17 protein-coding genes are annotated in these 18,628 nt (G+C 73.9%); 9 read left to right on the top strand and 8 right to left on the bottom strand.

The window, feature by feature from the left end; genetic code table 11:
- Positions 1-23: 23 nt before the first annotated feature.
- The 4 genes from ACBJ59_RS22795 to ACBJ59_RS22780 all read left to right on the top strand — a co-directional run bounded on the left by ACBJ59_RS22795 (position 24) and on the right by ACBJ59_RS22780 (position 3,892).
- The gene (locus ACBJ59_RS22795; protein ID WP_375112239.1) at positions 24-590 is read left to right on the top strand and encodes a TetR/AcrR family transcriptional regulator; all 567 of its coding nucleotides are present in this window, start codon (positions 24-26) and stop codon (positions 588-590) included.
- A 371-nt stretch (positions 591-961) separates the two neighbouring features.
- Positions 962-2,056 (top strand): hypothetical protein, encoded by a 1,095-nt coding sequence (locus ACBJ59_RS22790; RefSeq protein ID WP_375112238.1) that lies wholly within the window; start codon positions 962-964, stop codon positions 2,054-2,056.
- Positions 2,057-2,111: 55 nt separating this feature from the next.
- Positions 2,112-3,365, top strand: a complete 1,254-nt coding sequence (locus ACBJ59_RS22785; protein ID WP_375112237.1) for an MFS transporter — start codon at positions 2,112-2,114, stop codon at positions 3,363-3,365.
- Positions 3,366-3,403: 38 nt separating this feature from the next.
- Positions 3,404-3,892 carry a luciferase family protein gene (locus tag ACBJ59_RS22780; protein WP_375112236.1) on the top strand — a complete coding sequence of 163 codons (489 nt, stop codon included), beginning with the start codon at positions 3,404-3,406 and terminating at the stop codon, positions 3,890-3,892.
- A gap of 39 nt (positions 3,893-3,931) precedes the next feature.
- Here ACBJ59_RS22780 and ACBJ59_RS22775 read toward each other — a convergent pair whose 3' ends face one another.
- On the bottom strand, positions 3,932-5,245 hold the full coding sequence (locus ACBJ59_RS22775) for an FAD-binding oxidoreductase (RefSeq protein ID WP_375112235.1): 1,314 nt from the start codon (positions 5,243-5,245) through the stop codon (positions 3,932-3,934).
- A 148-nt stretch (positions 5,246-5,393) separates the two neighbouring features.
- On the opposite strand from ACBJ59_RS22775, the gene ACBJ59_RS22770 reads away from it, so the two are divergent.
- Complete coding sequence (locus ACBJ59_RS22770) at positions 5,394-6,227, top strand: SAM-dependent methyltransferase (RefSeq protein ID WP_375112234.1); 834 nt, start codon at positions 5,394-5,396, stop codon at positions 6,225-6,227.
- Between the two features lie 30 nt (positions 6,228-6,257).
- Here ACBJ59_RS22770 and ACBJ59_RS22765 read toward each other — a convergent pair whose 3' ends face one another.
- Entirely contained in the window at positions 6,258-7,427 is a 1,170-nt protein-coding gene (locus tag ACBJ59_RS22765; protein WP_375112233.1) for a cytochrome P450, read from the bottom strand.
- A 149-nt stretch (positions 7,428-7,576) separates the two neighbouring features.
- On the opposite strand from ACBJ59_RS22765, the gene ACBJ59_RS22760 reads away from it, so the two are divergent.
- A complete protein-coding gene (locus ACBJ59_RS22760; protein ID WP_375112232.1) occupies positions 7,577-8,158 on the top strand; it encodes a DinB family protein in 582 nt (193 codons plus the stop codon).
- Positions 8,159-8,240: 82 nt separating this feature from the next.
- Here ACBJ59_RS22760 and ACBJ59_RS22755 read toward each other — a convergent pair whose 3' ends face one another.
- Together ACBJ59_RS22755 and ACBJ59_RS22750 are read right to left on the bottom strand one after the other, a co-directional pair.
- Positions 8,241-8,498: a hypothetical protein gene (locus tag ACBJ59_RS22755; RefSeq protein ID WP_375112231.1), complete on the bottom strand. Its 258-nt coding sequence runs from the start codon at positions 8,496-8,498 to the stop codon at positions 8,241-8,243.
- A gap of 109 nt (positions 8,499-8,607) precedes the next feature.
- A complete protein-coding gene (locus ACBJ59_RS22750) occupies positions 8,608-9,177 on the bottom strand; it encodes a hypothetical protein (RefSeq protein WP_375112230.1) in 570 nt (189 codons plus the stop codon).
- 102 nt (positions 9,178-9,279) lie between these two features.
- Here ACBJ59_RS22750 and ACBJ59_RS22745 point away from each other — a divergent pair, with 102 nt between their 5' ends.
- A complete protein-coding gene (locus ACBJ59_RS22745) occupies positions 9,280-10,104 on the top strand; it encodes a phosphotransferase (protein ID WP_375112229.1) in 825 nt (274 codons plus the stop codon).
- Here ACBJ59_RS22745 and ACBJ59_RS22740 read toward each other — a convergent pair.
- A complete protein-coding gene (locus tag ACBJ59_RS22740; protein ID WP_375112228.1) occupies positions 10,101-11,000 on the bottom strand; it encodes an LLM class flavin-dependent oxidoreductase in 900 nt (299 codons plus the stop codon). The two genes, ACBJ59_RS22745 and ACBJ59_RS22740, sit on opposite strands and share 4 nt — an antisense overlap.
- Before the next feature lie 233 nt (positions 11,001-11,233).
- Here ACBJ59_RS22740 and ACBJ59_RS22735 point away from each other — a divergent pair, with 233 nt between their 5' ends.
- A complete protein-coding gene (locus tag ACBJ59_RS22735; protein WP_375112227.1) occupies positions 11,234-12,778 on the top strand; it encodes an alpha/beta hydrolase in 1,545 nt (514 codons plus the stop codon).
- A 30-nt stretch (positions 12,779-12,808) separates the two neighbouring features.
- On the opposite strand, the gene ACBJ59_RS22730 is transcribed toward ACBJ59_RS22735, so the two are convergent.
- Entirely contained in the window at positions 12,809-16,129 is a 3,321-nt protein-coding gene (locus ACBJ59_RS22730; RefSeq protein WP_375112226.1) for a hypothetical protein, read from the bottom strand.
- A gap of 125 nt (positions 16,130-16,254) precedes the next feature.
- On the opposite strand from ACBJ59_RS22730, the gene ACBJ59_RS22725 reads away from it, so the two are divergent.
- Positions 16,255-16,872, top strand: coding sequence for a hypothetical protein (locus ACBJ59_RS22725; protein WP_375112225.1), 618 nt, complete (start codon positions 16,255-16,257; stop codon positions 16,870-16,872).
- On the opposite strand, the gene ACBJ59_RS22720 is transcribed toward ACBJ59_RS22725, so the two are convergent.
- Positions 16,853-17,611, bottom strand: a complete 759-nt coding sequence (locus tag ACBJ59_RS22720) for a response regulator (protein WP_375112224.1) — start codon at positions 17,609-17,611, stop codon at positions 16,853-16,855. The two genes, ACBJ59_RS22725 and ACBJ59_RS22720, sit on opposite strands and share 20 nt — an antisense overlap.
- Complete coding sequence (locus tag ACBJ59_RS22715; RefSeq protein WP_375112223.1) at positions 17,608-18,534, bottom strand: sensor histidine kinase; 927 nt, start codon at positions 18,532-18,534, stop codon at positions 17,608-17,610. The genes ACBJ59_RS22720 and ACBJ59_RS22715 overlap by 4 nt, the downstream gene beginning before the upstream one ends.
- Positions 18,535-18,628 lie beyond the last annotated feature (94 nt).

Here is an 18,628-nt window from a genome sequence, read left to right as displayed (position 1 = left end):
CGGGCCTGTCTATAGTGAGTCAGGTGACTAACTCAACACGGGCGGGGAAGCGGGAACGGCTGGCCGGCGCCGCCGTACGAGTGCTGCACGAGCAGGGGGTCGAGAAGACGACGCTCGCCGACATCGCGCGCGCGGCCGACGTCCCGGTGGGCAACGTCTACTACTACTTCAAGACCAAGGACCAGCTCATCGAGGCGGCCATCGAGGCGCACGGCCGCCACCTCGAGACCATGATCGACGCGTTGGAGCGGCTCCCCACCCCGCCGGAGCGGCTCAAGGCGCTGCTGCACGGCTGGATCGAGGAGCGCGACCTCACCGCCCAGTTCGGCTGCCCGACCGGCACCCTCGCCTCCGAGCTGGACAAGCGCGACGACGGCCTGGACCGCGCGATCGCCAAGGTCATGGGAGGGCTCCTGGACTGGATCGAGGGCCAGTTCCGGGCCATGGGGCGGGACGACGCCCGGGAGCTGGCGGTCGCGCTGATGGCCGCGTACCAGGGCGTCGCGCTGCTGACCAACACCTTCCGCGACCCCGGCCTCATGGCCATGGAGGGCCGCCGCCTGGAGCGCTGGATCGACTCCCTGGCGTGACCCCCGCGGGCCTCCCGCGCAGCGCAGGCGCGGGAGACCCCGTCAAAGGCGCCCGGGACGCTTCGGCGGCGGGCGCGGGCGCCGCGGGGGTGCCGCGCCCCGCCGCGGACGCCCACCTGTGCACGAACGCCAGGCCGTGGCCACGGTGACGCCGGCGGGCCGGTTGCTGACGCGCATGTGATTCCTCCTTCGCGCCCTGTCCTTCGGAGCCCAGCCAAGCCACGCGATCGGGGTGTCCAACAGGGTCGCGGACGGACTCGGCCGGGCTCGGACGGCGGCCGTCGCCGCTCGGAAATTCTCGGACACGAAGAGTCATCGTTCGTACACTGTGAATCACGATCAGGTGCGGCGAGAGGGCAGGGTCCGGGACGATGGGCGTGGACGCGGAAGGGGGCGAGGGCCTCCAGATCGCCGGAGAACCGCCCGCGCCCGGCCTGGAGTCGGTGACCCGGCACGAGGACCTGGTGAGACTGCTGGCCGAGGAGTTCGCGCGGGCCGACGTGTCGCTGCGGGAGCTGGAGGCGCGGGCGGACAAGGCGGGCGGCACCCGGCTGCCGCGGGCCACCTGCGCGGACATGCTGGCCGGTCGCCGTTTCCCGAAGAAGGCGGTGATGGTGGCGTTCCTGCGCGCGTGCCGCGTGCCCGAGCAGCGGCTCCCGGCGTGGGAGCAGGCCTGGGAGCGGGTACGCATCGCGCGCCTGCCCGCCCTGGCCGGGCAAGCCACCGCGCCCGGGCAACCCGCCGCCGCCGGGCAGCCCACCACGACCGGGGCCCCGACCGTGGCGGCGCAGCCCGCCGTACTTCCCCACGACACGGCCCCCGCCCCCAACCCCGGGCCGGGCCGGCGCCGGATGCTCGTGGTCGCGATGCTCGCCTCGCTCGCGGCCGCGTCGCTGGGCGTGCTGGCAGGCTTCTGGCTGCCGGGTCGCGGCCCGTCCGAGCCCCCTCGGGGCCGTACCGTCACCGACGACGGCCGGGCGTTCGGCCAGGGCGGGTCGAGCCGGTTCACCGTGACCGTCGATCCGGCCAACACCGGCGTACGCCTGATCCGCCGCCTCGACGCCGGCATCGGCATGCAGCGCGCCACCATCACCGTGAACGGGGTCCCCGCCGGTGCGTGGCAGCCGCTGCACGTGGAGCGCGTCTACCGGTGGAAGGACCAGAGCGCCGACATCCCACCGTCCCTCACCTCCGACCGTCGCTCGCTGACCGTCGTCAACACGTTCGTCTCCTCCTACCAGGACTTCAACGAGTTCCTGTACGTCGTCAAGCAGAAGGTCAACGGCGTCTGGTCGACCGCCGACACCGTCGACGTCGGCCCCGAGCACGCGGCGAGCGAGAGCGCCCACGGCTACCGCATCACCGGACCGCAGACCTTCGCCGGTGTCCAGGAGTTCGCCTACCCGCCGCCCGCCCTGTCGGGTTTGACGGCTGCGGCGAGGGCCGGTAACGTCCCCCTCCCCTAGCGACGCCTTCGGAGCTGCGGGTGGGGGCACACCCACCAGCTCTCTGGAGGCTTTCGTGCCCAGTGATCCCCCGTTCCGGCGCCGCGACTTCCGGCTCCTGCTTCTCGGCCAGACCACCAGCCAGCTCGGCGCCCAGGTCAGCGCGGTCGCGATCCCGCTGCTCGCGGTGGTGACCCTGCAGGCGTCCCCGATGCAGCTCGGCCTCGTCACGGCTTCGGGGACGGTCGCGTTCGCGCTGATCGGGCTGCCCGCCGGCGCCTGGATCGACCGGTGCCGCCGCCGGCCCGTCCTCGTCGCCGCCGACCTGGCCCGCGCCGTCCTGCTGGCGACGATCCCGCTCGCGGCGCTCCTCGGGACGCCGACCCTCGCCCACCTCGTGCTGGTCTCGCTGCTGAGCGGCGTGGCGAGGGTCTTCTTCGACGTCGGCTACCAGAGTTACCTGCCGTCCGTCGTCGGCAGGGCGGAACTGCTCGCCGGGAACTCGGCCATGGAGACCGTACGCGCCGGGGGCCAGCTCGTCGGGCCGGGCCTGGGCGGCTGGGCCACCACGCTGCTCGGCGCGGCGAACGTCGTGCTGATCCAGGCCGTGACGTTCGCGGTGTCGGCCGTGTCGCTGCTGGCGATCAGGACGCGCGAGCCGGCCGCGCCGAGCCGTACGGACGGGGTCCGGCTCGGGACGCAGATCCGGGACGGCCTGGCGTTCGTCGCGCGGACCCGGCTCCTTCGCGCCATCCTGCTCACCAGCGCGGCCTGCAACTTCTCGTTCGCGATGGCCTCGGCGGTGTCCTTCATCTTCATGGTCCGCACGATCGGCCTGCCGCCCACGGTGATCGGGATCGTGCTCGCGCTCGGCTCGGTCACCGTCATGATCGGCGCGGCCCTCACGCCCCGCCTGGCCCGGCGCTTCGGCTCCGCCCGGATCATCTGGCTGTCCCTGGCCGTGACCGGCCCGGTCACGCTGCTCGGCCCCCTGGCGGGACCCGGGTGGGCGGCCGCCCTGCTCGTGGTGGGCACGGCGGCCGGCGAGCTGGGCCAGATCGTGTACGCGGTCACCAGCGTCAGCCTGCGCCAGCACCTGTGCCCCGGGCACCTGCTCGGCCGGGTCAACGCCACGATGCGCTGCTTCATGATGGGCCTGTTCCCGCTCGGCGCGCTGCTCGGGGGGATGCTCGGGGAGGTGGCGGGGCCGCGGGCGACCCTGTGGGCGGCCGGGGCGATCATCGTCCTGTCGCCGCTGCCGGTCCATGTGGCCCTGCGCGGCGTCCGCGACGTCGAGGACGTACCACCATGGAACGCCGACCGAGGGTAATTGTACGATAACTAAGTGTGAGCACTAAAGAGACAGAGATGACCGTTACATCCGCTCTGTTCGTTCTCGGGGAGCGGCTGGGTGAGCGGCCCACGACCACTCCGGAGATCCCGCACCAGCAGCTCGACCAGATCGCCCCGGTGGAGCTGCAGGAGGAGCTGTGGCGGCGCATGTCCGGGCTGGACCACGTACGCACCGGTCCCAGCGTCGTCTCGCTGCCCGAGACACGCGCGCTGCACATGGAGCCGGCGCACGCGTACGGGCCCGCCTCGGCGTTCGTCCGCGATAGCACCGAGTTCGCGCACCTGCACGGCGTCTTCGACGGGAGCCTGCACGCGCTCCTGCCCGAGGCCGACGCGGCCGAGGCCGTCGAGAAGGGGTGGGCCGAGCTGCACCCGATCGTGCACGAGGGCCGCTGCCCGCCCACCCTCGTCCTGCTGTACGGGCCGCGCGACGAGGACGAGCTGGAGACGGTGTGGGAGCTGGTGCGCCGCAGTCACGCCTTCGCCTCCGGCCAGATCCTCTGACCGGAGGCTTCGGGCGGGCCCGCCCCCACACCGCCGGGTTCACGCGCGGACCGGGAAGTTGGCGCGCAGCACGCCGTGCGGGTCGCGGGCCCGCTTGATGTCCCGCAGCCGGGCGAGGTCCGGCTCGGAGAAGGCCGCCGCGGCCCGGTCCCCGCCCGCCAACATCGTGTACGGCTTGCGCCCGCTCACCAGCGGCCCGAGCTGCTCGGCGAACGCCCGCTGCCGATCGCCCACGGCCGCGGCCATCTCCGGGTTGAACGCGCCGCCGAGCAGGTAGGCCATGTACGGCTCGCTCATGGGACCGCTCGGCCCCGCGTCCGGCCGGGCGGCGGCCAGCGCCCCGCCCAGGTGCCTGACCTGCACGGCGACCAGCGGCTCCATCGGCGCGTCCAGCAGGGCCTCCGCCGCCGCGTCGTCCAGGCCGGTGAGCAGCTCGGTGCGGGAGCGTACGGGCGCCGGGTCGGTGGGCTCGGCGGTGATGTCGCCGAGGTCGGCCACGGCCATCGGCCCCCGCTTGTCGGCGATCACATCGTCGATCTTGTCCAGCCGGGCGAGCAGCGCGCGCCCCTCGCCCTCCTCGCCGAGGAAGGCGGCGTCCACGGTGACCATGGCCGGCGCCTGGGGGAACTGCACCCGGTTGAACCATACGGACAGCTCGCCCGGTGCCTCGGCGGTGATCTCGCGGAAGGCCTCGAACACCTCGCGGGCGCGGTGGCCCGGCCACAGCATGCGCCCCCCGTACAGGGCGGGCGCGGGATACAGCTCGAACTCGATCGCCGTGACCAGCGCGAAGTCGCCACCGCCGCCGCGCAGCGCCCAGAACAGGTCCGGGTCCGACCCGGCGGTCACCGTGGCCGGCTCACCGTCGGCGCCCACCACGTCGAACGCGCGCACGCTGTCGGCCGCGAACCCGTGCCTGCGGCCGAACCAGCTCAGGCCGCCGCCGAGGGTGTAGCCGGCCACGCCGACGGCGGGGTTGCTCCCGGCCAGGCCGGTCAGGCCGAGGGGTCCGGCCTGCGCCAGCACCTCCCCCCACTTCACCCCGGCGCCCACCCGGGCCACCCGCTCCTCGCGGCGCACCTCGACGCCGCCCAGCAGCCCGGTACGCAGCAGGACGACCCCGTCGGTGTCGCCCGAGGCGCCGTGGCCGGTCGGCTGGGCGCTCACCGTCAGCCCGGCCTTGTTCGCGTACCGCACCAGGGCCGCCACGTCATCGGCGTCCGTGGCCGCCACGACGGCGGCCACGGGCTGGCGTACCGACAGGTTCCACGCCGTGGCCGCCTGCTCGAACCCGTCGTCGCCGGGCACCAGGACCCTGCCCTCGACCGCGCCGCGCAGATCGGTGTTCGTCATGTCTCTCTCAACTCCCATGTCGTCTTCAAACCCCGGGGGTCCGGGTTCGCCGATATGACGGACGCGGGAGACGAAACGTGACGGGACACCCGGGTATTCTCCGCGCAGCGTTTTGGCATCCGGCCGCTGATCAGGCATATTCCCTCGGATGGAACGTGATCAGATCAGCGGCGTCGCCCACGGGGACCATCCCGTCTCCGCGCCCATCAGCGAGAGCAGCCTCGAACGCCTGCTCGGCCGGGCGAAGCTGCCGCCACGGGCCCGCATCCTCGATCTCGGCTGCGGCGAGGCGGCGTGGCTGACGCGGGCGCTGGCGCTCTATCCGGACGCGACGGCCGACGGGGTGGACGTCTCCGAGCGGGCCCTGGCCCGCGCCGCGGAGGAGGCGGAGCGCCGCGGCGTCTCGGACCGGCTCCGGCTGCACCGGATGCCGGCCGCCGACTTCACCACCGGCGCGGCCTCCGGGCTGTCCTCTGAGCCGACCTCTGAGCCGGCCTCCGAGCCGGCCTCCGAGATGGCCTCCGCCGGGACGTACGACCTGGTGCTGTCCGTCGGCGCCACGCACGCCTTCGGCGGGCTCGCGCCGACCCTGCGTTCCGTACGCGGCCACCTGCGCCCGCCCTCCGGGCTCGCCCTGGTCGGCGAGGGCTTCTGGGAGCGGCCGCCCGCGCCCGAGCTCCTCGCCCGGCTGGACGCCGAGCCCGGCGAGTTCGCCGACCTGGCCGGCACGGTGGAGCGCATGGAGAGCGCCGGCTTCGCCACCGTCTACGGCCACACCAGCACCCTCGACGAGTGGGACGAGTACGAGTGGTCCTGGACCGGCACCCTGACCCGCTGGGCGCTCGCCCACCCCGGCCCGGACGGCGACGCGGCCCTGGCCGCCGCACGTGACCATCGCGACCTGTGGCTCAACGGCTACCGCGGCGTCCTGGGCTTCGTCACACTCCTCCTCCGCCGATCCGACACCGCCGCCGGGAGCTGAGCGGGGCCCGGAAGGCGGCCCTGCGGACGGTCACCAGGTGACGTGGAGGGCGGCGGGGCCGAGGTCGACCCCGTCGCGTACCCATTCGACGTCCTCGACCGAACCCGTGAGGCGCAGGCCGGGCAGCCGCTGGGCCAGCGCACCGAGCGCGGCGGCCAGTTCGAGGCGGGCCAGCGGCGCGCCGAGGCAGTAGTGCAGGCCGTGGCCGAACACCAGGGACGGGCTCGACCGCCGCTCCGGCTGGAAGGTGTCGGGGGCGGCGAAGTGGCGGGGGTCGCGGTGGGCGGCTTCGAGCCGTACCAGCACCAGGTCACCGGCGGCGATCGCGGCCCCGGCCAGGTCGAGGCCGGTCTGCGCGTACCGGGGGAAGGGCTCGCCGGTCAGCCCGGCCTGCATGCGCAGGACCTCCTCGACGGTCGCGCCGAGCTCCTCCGGAGTGGCGCCGGCCAGGCCGGCCAGCCGTCCTTCGGTGAGGAGCCGGAGGGCGGCGGTGGACATGGCGTTGCGGGCCGACAGGTAGCCGGCGGAGACGATGGTGGCGGTCATGGCGACGAGCTCGCCGTCGCTGAGCCGCCCGTCCTCGGCGTCCCGTACGGCGATGAGCGAGCTGAGCAGGTCGTCCCCGGGAGCCTCGCGCCGGGCCTCGACCAGCGTGGCCGCGTACGCCGCCAGCCCCTCCCACCCCCGGGCGGCCCGGGCCACTTCCTCCTCGGTCCCGAACACGAAGTCGGCCCCGCTCGCCGCGTCCGCCACGGCCCGGAACCGGTCGCGGTCGCCGAGCTCCACGCCGAGCAGCTCACCGATCACCGTGATCGACAGCGGCGCGGCCAGCCCCGCCACCAGCTCGGCGGGCGGCCCGGCCGTGGCCAGCGCCGCGACGTGCTCGTCCGCCAGCCGCTCGGCACGGCCGCGCAGCACCTCGACGCCGCGCGGGCTGAACGCCTTCGACACCAGCCGCCGCAGGCGCGCGTGCGCGGCACCGTCCTGGAACAGCGTGTCGTTGCCGGGGTACGCGGCGCCGGGCGGGGCGAGCCCGAACCGGCGGTCGGACAGGACGGTCGTGACGGCGTCGTAGGAGGTGACGAGCCAGGCGGGGCGGCCGTCCGGGGTTCGTACCCGGGCGACGGGTGCGGTCTCGCGGAGCCGGGCGTACTCGGGAGGGGGCGAGAGGGGGCCGGGACGGTCGAACGGCAGGGTCATCGAGGTACACGCCTTTCCGGTGGTCAGGTGCTTGCCTGCGACCAGTCAAGACGTTGACGTCGCGTCAAGGTCAAACCGAGGCCGGCCGCGGTCTCGCGGGCGTCGATATTCGGTTGTGGGCGTCAGGCGCATCGCCGATGATGGCGGCCATGGCCACGACACGACGAGCCGACATGTTCACCGCGGACGGCAAGCCCTCCGACGACGATCCGCGTGAGCACGGGCCCACGCTGGGCGACGAGCGCGCCACGCTGGCCGAATCCCTGCGTTGTGCACGACTCACCTTGGAGATGAAGTGCGAGGGGCTCGATGCGGAGGCCATGGCGCGGCGGTCGGTCGAGCCGTCGACGATGTCGCTCCTGGGGCTGGTGCGGCACCTGGCCGAGGTGGAGCGGGCGACGTTCCGGGTGCTGATGGCGGGCCAGGACGTGCCCAAGCTCTACTGCTCCGACACCAACCGTGACGGTGATTTCGACGGTGCCGTTCCCGACCCTCAGGTGGTGGCGGAGGCGTGGGAGGCCTGGCGGGCGGAGGTGGACTTCGCCACGCGGTTCGTGGCCGAGGCGCCCAGTCTCGACATCACCGCCGACGATCCGTTGAATCTGCACGGCAGCGGTGGCGGGACGATGTCGCTGCGCGAGGCGCTGGTCGGAATGGTCTGGGAGTACGGCCGCCACATGGGCCACGTCGACCTGTTGCGCGAGCGGATCGACGGTCGCATCGGTCAGTGAATGCGCTGAAGGAATCACTGCATTCTCCCGCGAGAAAAGGGGCCCGCCGATCAAATATCGGCGGGCCCCTTTTCTCAGCGAATCAGCGCTTCTTGTGGCAGTGCCACTTGTACGAGTAGTGGTAGTGGCCCTTCTTGTGGTAGTGGCCCTTCCACCAGTGGCCGGCCTTGTACCACTTCTTGTACCAGTGCTTGTGCCAGTAGTAGCCCTGGGGGCAGCCGGTGGTCTCACTCATGGTGGTGGTGCCGGCGGTGGCGCTCGCCTGGGCGGGAGCGGCAGTGGCAAGACCCGTAAGGGTCAAGGAAGCGGCGAGGACACCGCTTGCCAGGAGCTTACGCATGATCTCTTCCTTCCGTGAGAGTGATTCCCACGATAGGAAGGCGACCAATTCGGCTCCAGGTAATAGTACGCGCTCGGCGACGCGCATTCATGTCGATCAATATGTTGATTCACCGGATCGGCGCGGCCGGAAATTCGGCGGCCACGATCGTCGCCGCGAGTGCCATTCGGTGGTCCTTCGTCCACGGCGGCCCCAGTGCCGCCCGCGGGCCGTGGAGCGTCTCGGCCGCCCGCCCGGCCAGGAGGCCGGCCGCCCGGGCCTCGACATCCTTGGCGTCATAGAAGTGGACGGCCCAGCCCCGTGCGTGTGCGAGCTCGGCCAGGATCTGGCGGTACATGACGGAGTCCGCCCGGGCTTCGTACGGTGTGCGGCGCTGGACGGCGAGGTCGTCCGGGAAGTCGAGCGGCCAGGCCCGGAGCGAGAGCGAGACGATGGGTCCGGGCAGTGCCGAGGCCAGGTCGTCCAGTGAGGCGGAGGTCGCCCGGAACGCCGAGGCCCGCACCCGGGCCACCAGTTCCGCGGCCGCGGCGTCGTCGAGGGCTTTGCCTTCGTGGTGGATGGGGGCCGCCGGCATGCCGGGCTCGATCAGGTCGATCCGCCGGCGGTCCACCACCCGGTGGCCGGACGACGCCGTGACGGCCACGGCCCAGCCGAAATGATGGGCTATCCCCACGCGCATGGCTCCGATTATGCTCCCGCCCGCACGGGCAGGGCACTGGCGATGCGCGCCGGCGGAAATCCTTTGCGGGCCGGCGCGGCCACCTGCGAGGATCCCGTTCCTGTGAGGATTCCAGCCGACTCCGAGATCCCCGACGGCGCCGTCGCCGTCCCGGCGGTCGTCACCGCGCTGGCGCGGGGCGACGCCATCACCCCCGTGTGGCGCAACGAGCTGGGCGGGCTGACGTTCCGCCTCGACGACACGCGCGGCGGGGGCGGGAGAGGGGCGCGATACGTCAAGTGGGTCGCCGCGGGCACTCCGGAGATCGACCTGGCCGCCGAGGCGGAGCGGCTGGCCTGGGCGGCACGGTGGGTACGCGTGCCACCGGTGCTGGAACACGGCGCGGACGGCGCGGGCGCGTGGCTGGTGACCGAGGCGGTGCCCGGGGTGCCGGCGGTGGACCGGCGCTGGGCCGCCGACCCGGTCGTCGCGGCGACCGCGATCGGCCGGGGGCTGCGCCTGCTGCACGACTCCCTGCCCGTCGCGGAGTGCCCGTTCGACTGGGGCGTGGCGCGGCGGCTGCCGCGCGCCGACGAGCGCATCGCCGAGGGTGAGGGGCCGGCCGACTGGGCCCCCGAGCACCGGCGGCTCACTCTCGCCGAAGCCCGGGCGCGGCTGGACGCGCCGCCGCCGATCGACCGGCTGGTGGTCTGCCACGGCGACCCGTGCGTGCCGAACACGCTGCTGCACGACGACGGCACGGTCGCCGCGCACGTCGACCTCGGCTCGCTCGGCGTCGCCGACCGGTGGGCGGACCTCGCCGTGGGGGCGTGGAGCGCGGAGCACGACTACGGGCCGGGGTGCGACAGCTGGGTGTACGAGGGCTACGGCATCGATCCCGACCCGGAGCGCATCGCCTACTACCGGCTGCTGTGGGATCTCGCCTAGCTCCCGGCGCGCTCCGCGGCCACGAGTTCCCGCACGGCCGGGGCGACCTCCTGGCCGAACGTGCGGATGGTGGCCGGGTCGTCGCCCATGACGACGTAGCCGGAGAAGCCGTACTCCAGGGTGAGCGCCGCGAGCTGCTCGGCCCACTGCTCGGGCGGGCCGGACAGGAGCCGCTCGCTGCGCGGGCCGAAGCGGCCGCCGACGTTGAGCAGGCGGCGGACGGCGGCGGGGTCGCGCCCGGCCCCGGTCGCTGCCTCGTCGATGACCGCGTTGGCCTCGGCGAGCTGGTCGAGGCTCTGCATGTACGGCAGTGAGGGCAGCCAGCCGTCCGCCTTGGCGCCGACGAGGCGGAGCATCTTCGGCTTGTACGCCCCCAGCCAGATCCCGATGTCGTGCGCCGGGGCGGGACCGCGCTTGGCCCCCTCGACCCGGTAGTACGCACCGTCCACCCGGAAGATCGATTTGTTGCCCGCGTCCCAGACGCCGCGGATGATGTCAATGGCCTCGCTCAGCGCGTCCACCGCCTGCCCGGGAGTCAGCCGGCGCCCGCCCATGGCCTCGATCGCGTCCCAGAAGCCGCCCGCGCCGAGGCCCAGCTCGAACCGGCCCCCGCTCAGCAGGTCGAGGCTGGCCGCGGCCCTGGCCAGCACGGCCGGCGGGCGGAGGGGGAGGTTGACGACGTTCCCCGACAGGTGGATGCGCTCGGTCCGCGCGGCGACGTAGGACAGCAGCGTCCAGGTGTCGAGGAAGGCCGACTGGTACGGATGGTCCTGGAAGGTCACCAGGTCCAGCCCCGCGGCCTCGGACTCCTGTGCCAGCGAGACGACCTCCTTCGGCGCGGCGTTCGCCGGCGTGATGAAGGACCCGAACAGCAGGTCGTGGCCGTAGTCAGGCATGTGCCCTCCCCCTCCGCCCGAGGGACAGATGTGTTGTCGCTCAGACAATCTCGATATCAGACGAGTGGCACAACAGCATGTCGCACGCGGGCATTCCACGCGCCTGCGACGAAGGCGGTGAGCGGCCGGCGGACGCGTCCTGTACCCGGGGATGACAGGCTGTCTCCTCCTGGAGTCGGATGTTCTCGCGGGCGATCCGGTCCATGGTCGAATGACCGAGGATTGGACGAGACATGCGAAGAACTGTCCTGACCATCAGCCTCTTAGGCGCGCTCACCGCGCCCCTGGTGCCGCCGGCCGCGGCCGCCGCCACCGCGGCGCCGGCGGCGGAGACGATCTCGTGGGCGCCCTGCGCGGAGGACCCCACGGCCGAGTGCGGCACGCTGACCGTGCCCGTCGACTACGCCAAGCCCCGCGGCGAGACGTTCGAGCTCGCGCTGGCCCGCCGCAAGGCCACCGGCCCGGCCGCCCGCATCGGCTCCCTGGTGATCAACCCGGGCGGCCCCGGCGGCTCCGGCGTCCAGGCCGTGCTGGACGACTGGCTCGGCCTCACGCCCGAGCTCACGAGCCGGTTCGACGTGGTCGGCTTCGACCCGCGCGGCGTGGGGCTCAGCCACCCGATCCAGTGCTCGCTGGACCTCGCCGTGCAGGCGCCCGACCTGCTGTCCATCAAGAGCCAGGCCGACTTCGAGGCGCTGCTGGCCTACAACGAGCGCTACCGGCAGGACTGCCGGCAGCGCACCGGTCCGCTGTTCGACCACGTGCACACCGGCAACGTCGTACGCGACCTCGACGCCCTGCGCGCCGCGCTCGGCGACGACAAGCTCACCTACTACGGCGTCTCGTACGGCACCCTGATCGGCCAGCTGTACGCCGAGCGCTACCCCCGCCGCGTGCGCGCCCTCGCGCTCGACAGCAACATGGACCACAGCCTCGGCACGACGGCCTTCCTCGACACCGAGTCGTGGGCCGCCCAGGACTCCTTCGCGGAGTTCGTCGCCTGGTGCGACCGGACCGCCTCGTGTGCCCTGCACGGCCGGGACGTCCGGGCGCTGTGGCGGGACCTGCTGGCCCGGGCCGACCGGGGCGAGCTGGAGTTCCCCGGCGCTCCCGGGGTCAAGCTGAGCAGGCTGAACCTCATCCAGCAGGCGTTCGGCGCCTTCTACGGCCCGGCGTTCAAGGAGCTGGCCGAGTTCCTCGCCGCCCTGGACAGCGGTGCGCAGGCGGCGCGGGCGATCCTGACGCCCCCGGCCGCCACGGCGGACCAGGTGATCAACGATGCCACCCAGGTGTTCTGCGAGGACTACCTGCTGCCCATCCGCGACTACCGGGACTACGCGCGGCACCTGCGCAGGTCGGCGGCCATCGCTCCGGACATGCTCATCAGCGGCGCGGGCCACCCGATCACGGTCGCCTGCCTCGGCACGCCCGCCCCGATCCCGAACCCGCAGCACCGCCTGCGCGTGTCCGGCACGCCCGCGCTGCTGCTCGGCAACGCCCTGCACGACCCCGCCACGGGCTACCCGTGGGCGGTCAACGCGGCGCGCCAGATCGGGCGCGAGGCGCGGCTGCTCACGTACGAGGGGTGGGGGCACGGCATCTACGGGCGCGGCGAGTGCCCGACCGGCGCCATCGACGGCTACCTGACCTCGCTCACCGCGCCGGACCGGGGCGCGAGGTGCCCGGCGGTGCCGCCCGCCGAGGTGAGCCCGCTGCGGGCCCGCCCGTTCCCGGGGCCGGTGCCCGGGATGCCCGGCTGGACGTACGCGCTGTCGTAAGGGGATCGGGGGCCTCGGCGAGGCCCCCGATCAGCAGTGGTAGGTGAAGCCGAACAGGCCCGCCGCGCCGGCCGCGCACAGTCCCGACCCGTCGGGGAACCACGCGCAGGAGCTGAGCTCGCCGTCCACCACGATCGCGGCCGGGCAGCTGCGCGTGGCCACCTCCCACACCCGCAGGCAGCCGTTCCGCGCGGTGGTGGCCAGCCAGGCGCCGTCCGGGGAGAAGGCCACGCCGGTCAGCCGGTCGTCGTGGCCGAACCGGGCCACCCGCTCCCCCTGGCCCTCCCCGTCCGGCCCGCCCTCGACGTCGAACAGCTCGACGGCGCCGTCGGTCGTGGCCGCCGCCACGTACCGGCCGTCCGGGGAGACGGCGACGGCCTTGACGATGCTCTCCGCCTCCAGCCGGACTCCCGTCGGCCGCCCGTCCGGCCTGCGCAGCCGCACGTCCCGCTCCGACGCGACGGCCACCCAGGACGCGTCCGGCGCGATGGCCACCGCTCTCACGTCCTCGTCGTACGACTCCAGGACCCTGGATCCCTCCGGGGTCAGGACCCGTACCTCGTCGTTCACGGCGGCGACCGTCCAGCCGCCGTCGTGGGAGATCGCCACCGACGGCACGGTGGCCATGGATCTGGTGGAGGGCAGCTGCTCGGTCCGGCGCAGGGTCCCGTCCGGGTCCCACAGCTGCAGGCGTCCCTCGTGGTCGCCGGTGAGGAGGTACGCGCCGCCAGGGGCGACGGCCACGCTCCACGTCCATTCGTCGGGCCCCTGCGCTCGTACGCCGCCGTCGGGGTCCCAGAGCGTGAACCCGTCGGGCCCGGCGGTGGCCAGGTACGAGCCGTCGGGGGCGATCGCGACGGCGTGCAGATCGTGCCCGCGGGGCCGGTCCGCGGGGCCCTGGGGTACGGCCCGGTCCATGTCCCAGACGCGGATCGTGCCGTCCTCGCTCGACGAGACCAGCCGACGGCCGTCGGGCGTGATCGCCAGGCCGGTGATCGCCTTGGTGTGGGCGTTCAGCCGGGCCCGCACCGAACCGTCGACGTCCATGATGACGATGTCGTCGTCGAAGTCGCCGACGGCGAGCCGGCGGCCGTCGGGGGCGATGGCCAGGCCGGTGCCGTGGTAGAAGACGCTGTCGAGCTCGCCGCGCGGGCTGCCGTCGGCGTTCAGCAGGAGGAGGCTGCCCGGCCCGGTGATCATCGCCAGCCATTCGCCCGAGGGCGCGATGGCCACCGCCTCGGCGCTCGTCTCGCTCGTGCGGGCGATCGGCCGGCGGGTGCCGTCGGCGTTCCACAGCTCGATGGTGCCCCGCCCGACGGCGGCCAGCCAGGTGCCGTCGGGGGCGATGGCGATGCGCTCGTACGCACCGCTCGCGTCGTCCAGGACGGCGCGCGGGGTTCCGTCGGCGTTCCAGAAGCGCAGGAACCCCTCCCCGGCCGCGGCCAGCCACGTCCCATCCGGTGCGATCGCCACGGTCTCGGCGTCGCCGGGCAGGTCGTCGAGCACGGCGCGCGGCTTGCCGTCCGGCTCCCACAGGCGGACGGTCTCGTCCCAGCTCGCCGTGGCCAGCCAGGCGCCGCCGGGGGCCACCGCGACCGACGTGACCCGCGTGTCGTGCGGGAGCAGGCTCTCCACGCGAGTGCCGTCCACGCGCCGGCGCAGCACCCGCCCCCGGTCGCCCGCGGCGGCCACCCAGGAGCCGTCCGGGACCATGGCGAGGTCGAGCAGCTGCTCCGCCGGGCTGTGGTACGTGGCCAGCAGCGCCGGATGCGGCAGGTCCGGCGGCGTCCAGCGGGCCTCCAGCCACGGCCCGCCCCCTTCCGCCAGCCACCGGCGGGCCTCCTCGCCCTTGTCCGGCGTCGCGTGCAGGCGGGCGGCGAGCGTGGGCACGACGCTCACGCCCAGCTCGCGTGCCGATTCGAGCAGGTGGGACGAGCCGGCCAGGGTGAGCCGCAGCAGCTCGGCCGTAGCGGTGCCCGACCTGTCCAGGTCCTCCAGGGCCGCCTCCACCCCGGAGTGGTGGATCCGGGTCGACAGCCAGGTCACGTCGCACACCAGCGACTCCAGCCGCTCCTCGTCCCCGGCGTCGGCGTACAGCCCGGCCAGGTTGCGCAGCATCCACTCCTCCGTGCCGGGCAGGTCGGCCCAGCCCTCGGGCGTCTCGTCCGGGTCGGCGTCGGCCAGCGTCCGGCGCGCCCGCCGCAGACCCTCCGGGCCGAGCAGCTCGCGGACGCGGGCGCCGACGGCGTCCGCGAGGACGAGCACCGGGTGATCGGTACGGCGGCTCATCAGGCGCAGGCTCTCCAGCCGGGCGATGAGCGCGCCGATCCGGCCGCCCGTCATGGTCCCGCCCGAGCTCCACAACATGGCGGCCACGCCGATGGGGATGGCCTCGCCCGCGCCGAACAGGCCGAGGTGCAGGAACCGTTCGGCGGCGGCCGGGTCCACGTCGCGCAGGCGGCCGACCGAGTGGTCGACGATCGCGCCGATCAGCGCCGCCCGCGAGTCGGGGTCGGCGAGGTCGGTCCGCTCCGGCAGCCCGGCGACCAGGCGCGCGGCCACCTCGGTGGCGGACTCAGCGGCGCACTCGGTGGCGGGCTCAGCGGCGGGCTTGGTGGAGGACTCGGTCGAGGACTCAGTGGCCGGCTCGGTGGCGGGCTCTCCCGTGCCGGCCTGGCTGATGATGGCCCCGTGTGCCATGGCCAGGGCGAGCGGCCAGCCGCCGGTCAGCTCCGCCAGCCGCGTGGCCGTGCCCTCGTCCAGGGCGGGCAGGTCACGGCGCAGCATCGCGGCGCCCTCCTGGACGGTCATCGCTCCGATGCGCACGGTGATCGCGAACGGCGGCGGCTCGTCGGCCGCCCGCGCGGTGACCAGCCAGGCGCAGCCTGGCGCCGCGAACGCCATCGCCAGCACCAGGCCCGCGTGCCGCAGCCCGTCGATCACCACCAGGCGGGGTCCGGGCGTGAAGATCTCCGTTTCCAGGAGCCCGTTCATCGCCTCCTCGTCGCGGGCGAGGCCCAGGAGATCGTGCCCCTCCAACCAGGAGTAGAGCTCCATGTCCTCACCGTGCAGGCGCTCCAGCACCTGGGTCAGCTCGTCGATCCAGTTGTCGGGGTGTGAGCCGCCGGCGCTCACCCACCCGATGCCCTCGGGGTAGCGCTCGGCCACCTCCGCACGGCGCAGCGCGGCCGCCACGACGGCGGTGACGCCCATCCCCTCGACGCCTTCCGTTTCGGGGACCACCATCACCAGACCGCTCTCCCCCGAGGTCAGCGCGGCCACGACCCGGTCGACGTCCGCCGCCCGCTCGATCCAGCCGTCCGCGCCGGGAACCGCCCCCGTCTGTGTCACGTATGTCCCCCTCCGCCGTCGTTTCCCGGATCAACGGTCCGGGGCCCGGGCAAGTTCATGGAGATGTTTCGCAAAACGCGGAAGCGTGACGGTACGGCTGCCGACCGCGACTAACGTGGCCTTCCATGCACCAACCCCCGCAGAACGCCCCTCACCCGGCTCCCGTGGTGATCGACGTCGGCGCCGACGCCAAGGTCAAGGCGCTGGTCGGCGGCTCGATAGCGGGCGTGATCGGGCTCCTCGCGATCTTCTCGGCGCTGACCGGGCAGGTCACCGGCGGGACCGGCACCGCGGTCGTGGTCGCGGTCCTGGGGCTGGTCTTCCTGCTCATCGGCCTGCTGCCGGTCATCGCCTGGAAGAGGATCGGCCGACCGCGCAGGCTGGTCCTCGACGCCTTCGGCGTGCGCTGGGACGACCCGCAGGGCCGGCCGTGGGCCGTGGCGTGGGCGGAGCTGTCCGGGGTGGGCATCTCGCGTACGCGGCAGCGCCGGGTCAAGCCCGCTGACCACCTCCTCCGCAAGACCATGGTCCGGCTCGACCTGTTCCCCGCCGATCAGGGCTTCCGCGCCCGCCATCGGGACATGGAGCACCTGTGGGAGTTCCACACGGTCAAGAACGGCTACCGGCTGCCGCTCGGGTCGAACCCCAAGTACATCCCGGTCATCGAGCAGGCGATGCGGCAGCACCGGCCCGGGGCGTACCTGGGGGTGAAGGACGAGGGGTTCATGGTGGGCCTGGTCTGAGGTCGGCCTGCCCGGCCATGGGCGCGACGAGGCCCGTCTCGTAGGCGAGCACGACCGCCTGGGCGCGGTCGCGCAGGGCGAGCTTGGCGAAGATGCGGGCGACGTGCGTCTTCACGGTGGCCTCGCTGAGGGTCAGCGCGTAGGCCAGCTCGGCGTTGGACAGGCCCTTGCCCATGAGCGTCAGCACCTCCAGCTCGCGCGGCGTCAGGGCGGCGAGGTCGCTGTGGAGGGCGGGGGACGGCGGGCCGGGGGAACGGTCGGCGGCGGCGAAGCGCTCGACGAGGCGGCGGGTGATCGAGGGGGCCAGGAGCGCGTCGCCGGTGTTGACCAGGCGTACGGCGGCGGCCAGGTGCTCGGGGGTGACGTCCTTGAGGAGGAAGCCGCTGGCGCCGAGGGCGAGAGCGGCGTAGACGTACCGGTCGAGGTCGAACGTGGTCAGCATGATCACCCGGCAGTGCGGGTCGTGGGCGAGGACGCGGCGGGCCGCCTCCAGGCCGTCCATGCCGGGCATGCGGATGTCCATCAGCACCACGTCCGGGGAGAGTCTGATCGCCTCCGCCACCGCCTCCGTCCCGTTGGCGGCCTCGCCGACCACGTCGAGGCCGCGCGCGGTCAGGATGAGGCGGAAGCCGACCCGGACGAGCTCCTGGTCGTCGGCGATCAGCACCCGGGGCCCGCCCGCCTCCGCCCGGCCCTCCACCGCCTCCGTCCGGCTGCTGGCCGCGTCCGCGCTGGTCATGGGCGCTCCAGCGGGATCCGGGCGCGTACGCGGTAGCCTCCGCCGAGTCGCCGGCGCGCGTCGAGGTCGCCGCCATAGACGGCGACCCGCTCCCGCAGTCCCAGCAGCCCGCGCCCCGCCCCGCGCGCCGACCGCTCAGCGCCCGACCGCTCGCCGCCCGACCGTCCGGAACCCATCCGCCCGGCGCCCATCCGCCCGGCGTCGCCCATCCGCCCGACGTCGCCCGGGCGCTCACCGGAGGCGATCGCTCGCCGGGCGGCGCCCGTGAGCACGCTGGGCCCGGTGTTGAGCACCTCCACCCGCAGGTACTGGTCGGTGTAACGCACGCTCACCTCCGCCCGCGCCCCGCCCACCCCGTGCCTGAGCGCGTTTGTCAGCGCCTCCTGGACGATCCGGTACGCGGTCACGTCGATCCCGGCCGGCACCGGGCGGGGCTCCCCCGAGACCCGCACCTCCACCGGCAGCCCGGCGAACGCGATCCGGTCCGCCAGCGCCCCGAGCTGGCCCAGCCCCGGCTGCGGCGCCAGGTCCGCCGGGTCGCCGTCGTCGGAGCCGTCCTGCGCCGGCGCCAGCAGGCCGAGCAGGTGCCGCAGCTCGGTCATGGCGTCGCGGCCGGCCGACTCGACGGCCTTGAGCGCGCTCTCGGCCTCGCCCGGCATCGTGGGCAGGACCTCACGGGCGGCCCCCGCCTGCACCACCATGAGGCTCACGTTGTGGCTGACGATGTCGTGCAGCTCGGCCGCGATCCGGGCGCGCTCGGCGTCCACGGCCGTGCGGGCCGCCCGTTCGCGCTCGCGGTCCAGCAGCCGGCCCTGCTCCCCCAGCGCCGCCCGGTAACGCCGCCGCGTCCGTACGAGCGCCACCGCCAGCCACCCCGCGGTGCCGCACGCCAGCGCCAGAGCGGCGATCAGCCATTCCCACACCGGACAATCCTCGCCTGCGCCGCCCACGATCCGCATCCTCCCGGGGCCCTACATCCACGGGATGACGGCAGCCCCCGGTTACATCCGGGGCGGG

Origin of the sequence: Nonomuraea sp. MTCD27 (genome assembly GCF_041950495.1) — a bacterium.
GTDB lineage: Bacteria > Actinomycetota > Actinomycetes > Streptosporangiales > Streptosporangiaceae > Nonomuraea.
This window is presented reverse-complemented; position numbering and strand designations above follow the sequence as displayed.